A 5,617-nucleotide genomic window follows, 5' to 3' on the forward strand; every position below is an offset into this window, starting at 1 on the left:
GGGGTGCTCTGGGGTTCGGTGCGTACCGGTGGGACGGACATGCGTCCCATTGTCACGCCCGTCGCTCCGAGGGAGTAATCGGGGTGGTCGGAGACGGTCGCCCACCTGGAAATTTCCCGGCACGAAACGGTTTCAGCATCTTGCTGAAACATATTGCAGGCCGCTAGCTTCCTGGGAAAATCGATCGCCCCTTCCCCTAAGGGAGCCCTCAGTGGCCGATGCCCCGCTCCGTCCCCGACGGAGCACCGCCCGACGAACCACCGGCCGCCGCAGACCGCCGGGCCGCACCGCCGTCCTGCTGGCCGCCGCACTGACCGCCGCCACCCTCGGCGGCGCCCCCGCGGCCCTCGCCGCCGCCCCGCCGGCCCCGCCCTCGGACGCCGCGCTGGCGGCCACCGCCGGGCGGCACGACCTCACCCGCGAACAGTTCTACTTCGTCCTGCCCGACCGCTTCGCCAACGGCGACGCCGCCAACGACGGCGGAGGCATCACCGGCGGGCGGCTGGAGAACGGCTTCGACCCCGCCGACAAGGGCTTCTACCACGGCGGCGACCTCGCCGGGCTGATCCAGCGGCTCGACTACATCCAGGACCTCGGCACCACCGCGATCTGGATGGCCCCGATCTTCAAGAACAAGCCCGTGCAGGGCAGCGGGGCCGACGCCTCGGCCGGGTACCACGGCTACTGGATCACCGACTTCACCCAGGTCGACCCGCACTTCGGCACCAACGAGCAGCTCAAGGAGCTGATAGCCAAGGCGCACGCCCGCGGCATCAAGGTCTTCTTCGACGTCATCACCAACCACACCGCCGACGTCGTCGACTACGCCGAGAAGCAGTACGGCTACCGCTCCGCCGGCGCCTACCCGACGCTCGACGCGGACGGGAACCCGGTGGACGAGACCGCCGTCGCCGACGCGGGAGCGCCCTGGCCGCGGACCACCAAGGACTCCTTCCCCTACACCCCGGTCTTCCGCACCCCGGCCGACGCCGGGGCCAAGACCCCGTCCTGGCTCAACGACCCGGCGCTCTACCACAACCGGGGCGACTCGACCTTCGTCGGCGAGTCCGCCACCGAGGGCGACTTCAGCGGCCTGGACGACCTCGACACCCAGAACCCCAAGGTGGTGAAGGGCTTCGAGAAGGTCTACCAGCAGTGGGTCAAGGACGCCGGCGTGGACGGCTTCCGGATCGACACCGTCAAGCACGTCAACATGGCCTTCTGGCAGCAGTGGGCGCCCGCGCTCAAGGACTTCGCCGCCAAGCAGGGCAACAAGAAGTTCTTCATGTTCGGCGAGGTCTACTCCGGGGACCCGGCGGTCACCTCGCCGTACGTCACCAAGGGCAGGCTCCAGGCCACCCTGGACTTCCCGTTCCAGGGCGCGGCCCGCTCCTACGTCTCCCAGGGCGGCTCGGCGCGCGGCCTCGCCGACGTCTACGGCCAGGACTACCGCTACACCGGCGCCGACACCGACGCGTACGAGCTGCCGACCTTCCTCGGCAACCACGACATGGGCCGCTTCGGCTCCTTCCTGCTCGCCGACAACCCGGGCGCCGACGACGCCACGCTGCTGAAGAAGGACCGGCTCGGCAACGAACTGCAGTTCCTCACCCGCGGCCAGCCCGTCGTCTACTACGGCGACGAGCAGGGCTTCACCGGCGCGGGTGGCGACAAGGACGCCCGGCAGGACCTGTTCGCCTCGAAGACGGCCTCCTACAACGGTGACCGGGTGCTCGGCGGGCCCTCCGGCCCGGCCGACCGCTACGGGCAGGGCGGCGAGCTCTACCAGGGCATCACCGGGCTGGCCCGGCTGCGCCGGGACAACCCGGCACTGGCCGACGGCGCCCAGGTCGAGCGGTACGCCGCCGACGGCGCGGGCGTGTACGCCTTCTCCCGGATCGACGCCGGGCAGCAGGTCGAGTACCTGGTCGCGGTCAACAACGCCGCCGAGGCGAAGACCGTCACCCTGGACACCTTCTCGGCGGGAACGGGCTTCGACCGGATCTACCCGTCCGCGGGGGACCGGATCACCAGCGGCGCCGACCGCAAGGCGACCGTCACCGTGCCGGCGCTGTCCTCCGTCGTGTTCAAGGCGGGCGCCCGGCTCGCGGCCGTCGGCCCGGCTCCGCAGCTCGCGGTGCAGCCGCCGGCGGACGGTTCGAGCGGACTCGTCACGGTCGGTGCGAAGGTCGACGGCGGTGGCTTCGACCGGGTGAGCTTCGCCGCCCAGATCGGCAACGGGCCCTGGCAGACCCTCGGCACGGCCGACAACGGCGTGTACAAGGTCACCCAGGACCTCGGCGCCGTCGCCCCCGGCACGGTGGTCCGCTACAAGGCCGTCGTGCGGGACTCCGGCGGCCACCTGCGCTCCGCCACCGCGAGCTTCACCACCGGCGCCCCCGCACCGAAGCCGGCGCCCACCGCGGGCTCCCGCCCGTACGCCGTCGTCCACTACAACCGGCCGGACGGCGACTACGACGGCTGGAACCTCTACGCCTGGGGCGACCTCGCCGACGGCGAGGCCACCCCGTGGCCGGCCGGGCACCCCTTCACCGGGCGGGACGCGTACGGCGCCTTCGCCTACGTGCGGCTGAAGCCCGGCGCCTCCGACGTCGGGTTCGTCGTGGAGAAGGACGGCGTCAAGGACGTCGACGCGGACCGGCACCTCGACGTCGGCAGCACCGGGGAGGTGTGGCTCAAGCAGGGCGACCCGGCGGTGCGCACCGCCGACCCCGGCCCGGGCAACACCCAGCCCGCGAACACCGCCGTCATCCACTACAACCGGGCCGACGGCGACTACGACGGCTGGGGACTGCACGACTGGACCGGCGCGGCCACCCCGACCGACTGGGGCAAGCCGCTGGCGCCGGTGCGCCGCGACGCCTTCGGCGCCGTCTTCGAGGTGCCGCTGGCCCCCGGGGCGACCAGCCTCAGCTACATCCTGCACAAGGGCAACGACAAGGACCTGCCCGCCGACCAGTCGCTGGACCTCGCCGTCAACGGCAAGGAGGTCTGGATCCTCGGCGGCCGCGAGGGCTACCTGCTGCCGCAGAACCCGGCCGCCTCCGCGCAGATCGACCTCGCCGGGGCCAAGGCCCAGTGGATCGACGCGAGGACCGTCGTCGTCCCGGCGAACTACGGCGCGGGCGACGAGGCCCTGGCCGGCGGCACCAGCGCCCAGCTGGTGTACGACCCGGCCGGCGGCATCAAGGCCGACAAGGGCGTGCTGACCAAGCCCGGCCAGTGGCTGCGGCTCACCCCGGTCAAGGGCGGGCCGACCGACGCCCAGAAGGCGAAGTACCCGCACCTGGCGGGCTACCGGGCCTTCACCGTGGACGGCCGGGACGCCGCCCGCGTCCCGGCCGCGCTGCGCGGCCAGCTGCTGTTCACCGAACACCTGCCCAACGGCGCCGTCCTGGCCGCCACCGGGGTGCAGATCCCGGGCGTGCTGGACGACCTGTACGCCGGGCGGACCGGCAAGGTGGACTTCGGACCGGCCCACTACAACGGCAAGGTGGCGCTGTCGCTGTGGGCGCCGACCGCGCAGGAGGTCTCCGTCCAGGTCTTCGACAGCGCCACCGGGGGTACCCCGAAGACGCTGCCGCTGAAGCTCGACGACGAGACCGGGGTGTGGGAAGTCGTCCGTGACAAGCGCGAGTTGGACGGCAAGTACTACCTGTACCAGGTGAAGGTCTGGGCGCCCTCGACCCAGCAGCTGGTGGTCAACACCGTCACCGACCCGTACTCGGTGGCGCTGTCCACCGACTCCGGGCGCAGCCTGGTCGCCGACCTCGACGCCAAGGAGCTCAAGCCCGCGGGCTGGGACGACCACGCCCGCCCGCAGGCCGTCCCGCCCGCGCAGCAGCAGATCCAGGAGCTGCACGTCCGGGACTTCTCGGTGGAGGACCCCACCGTCCCGGCCGCCGAGCGCGGCACCTATCTGGCGTTCACCGAGTCGAACTCGGCCGGCATGCGGCACCTGCGGGAGCTCGCCGATGCCGGGGTGACCACGATCCACCTGCTGCCGACCTTCGACATCGCCACCGTCCGGGAGAACCGGGCCGACCGGAAGCTGCCGGCCTGTGACCTCAAGTCCCTTCCCCCGGACGGCCCGAAGCAGCAGGAGTGCGTGGCGGCCGTCGCCGCCGACGACGCGTACAACTGGGGCTACGACCCGCTGCACTACAACGTGCCGGAGGGCTCCTACGCCACCGACCCCGGGGGGACGGCGCGCACCGTGCAGTTCCGGCGGATGGTGCAGGCGATGCACGCGGCCGGGCTGCGGGTGGTGCTCGACGTGGTCTACAACCACACCGCGGCCGCGGGCCAGGCCGAGCACTCGGTGCTGGACAAGGTGGTCCCCGGCTACTACCAGCGGCTCGACGCCGACGGCAAGGTGACGACGGACAGCTGCTGCGCCGACACCGCGCCCGAGCACGCCATGATGAACCGGCTGGTGGTCGACTCGGTGACGCTGTGGGCGCGCGAGTACAAGGTGGACGGCTTCCGCTTCGACCTGATGGGCCTGGACCCGAAGTCCACCATGCTGGACGTGCAGTCCGCGCTGCGGAGGATGACGCCGGACTCGGACGGCGTGGACGGGAAGAACGTCTTCCTGTACGGCGAGGGCTGGAACTTCGGTGCGGTCGCCGACAACGCCCGGTTCGAGCAGGCCACCCAGGCCAACATGGCCGGCACCGGCATCGCCACCTTCGACGACCGGATCCGGGACGCCGCCCGCGGCGGCAACTTCATGCTGAACTCCGCCCCGCAGCAGGGCTTCGCCTCGGGCCTGTACACCGACCCGAACGGCTCGGCCGCGAACGGCACCCCGGAGGAGCAGAAGGCCCGGCTGCTGCACGGGATGGACCAGCTGAAGGTCGGGCTGACCGGCAACCTGGCCGGCTACTCCTTCACCGACAGCTCCGGAAAGTCCGTCACCGGCGCCCAGGTCGACTACAACGGCGCCCCGACCGGGTACGCGGCGAAGCCCGGCGAGGCGGTGGAGTACGTGGACGCCCACGACAACACCGACCTCTTCGACGCCCTCGCGTACAAGCTGCCGACCGGCACCGCGCCCGCCGACCGGGCCCGGATGCAGGCGCTCGCGCTCTCGCTGACCGCGCTCACCCAGGGCGCGGGCTTCGCCCAGGCCGGCAGCGACCTGCTGCGCTCCAAGTCGCTCGACTCCAACTCCTACGACTCGGGGGACTGGTTCAACGCGATCCACTGGGACGCCGCCGACGGCAACGGCTGGGGCCGCGGCCTGCCGATGGCGAAGGACAACCAGGAGCAGTGGACGGCCGCGCGGTCCCTGCTGGCGAACCCGAAGCTGACGGTGGGCGCGGCCGACATCCGGGCGGCCTCGGCGCAGTACCAGGAGTTCCTGCGGATCAAGCGGTCTTCGCCGCTGTTCTCGCTGCCGAGCCTGGCCGCCGTCCAGCAGCGGCTCTCCTACCCGCTCTCCGGCACCGCCGGTGAGACGCCCGGGGTGATCACCCTGCACCTGGACGGCACCGGGCTGCCGGGGGCGGAGAAGGGCATCACGGTGGTCTTCAACGCCACCCCCGCGGCGCAGGCGCAGACCGTGCCGGCCCTGCGGGGCACCGGCCAGGCG

General features: G+C 72.0%; 1 protein-coding gene. It reads left to right on the forward strand.

The annotated features are described in order from the left end of the window. Window positions 1-211: 211 nt before the first annotated feature. The coding region (gene pulA, locus ACIQOV_RS24770; protein ID WP_401051884.1) for a pullulanase-type alpha-1,6-glucosidase at window positions 212-5,617 on the forward strand (5,406 nt) is incomplete at its 3' end.

This window comes from Kitasatospora sp. NPDC091257, assembly GCF_044757675.1.
GTDB classification, from domain to species: domain Bacteria; phylum Actinomycetota; class Actinomycetes; order Streptomycetales; family Streptomycetaceae; genus Kitasatospora; species Kitasatospora lactacystinica.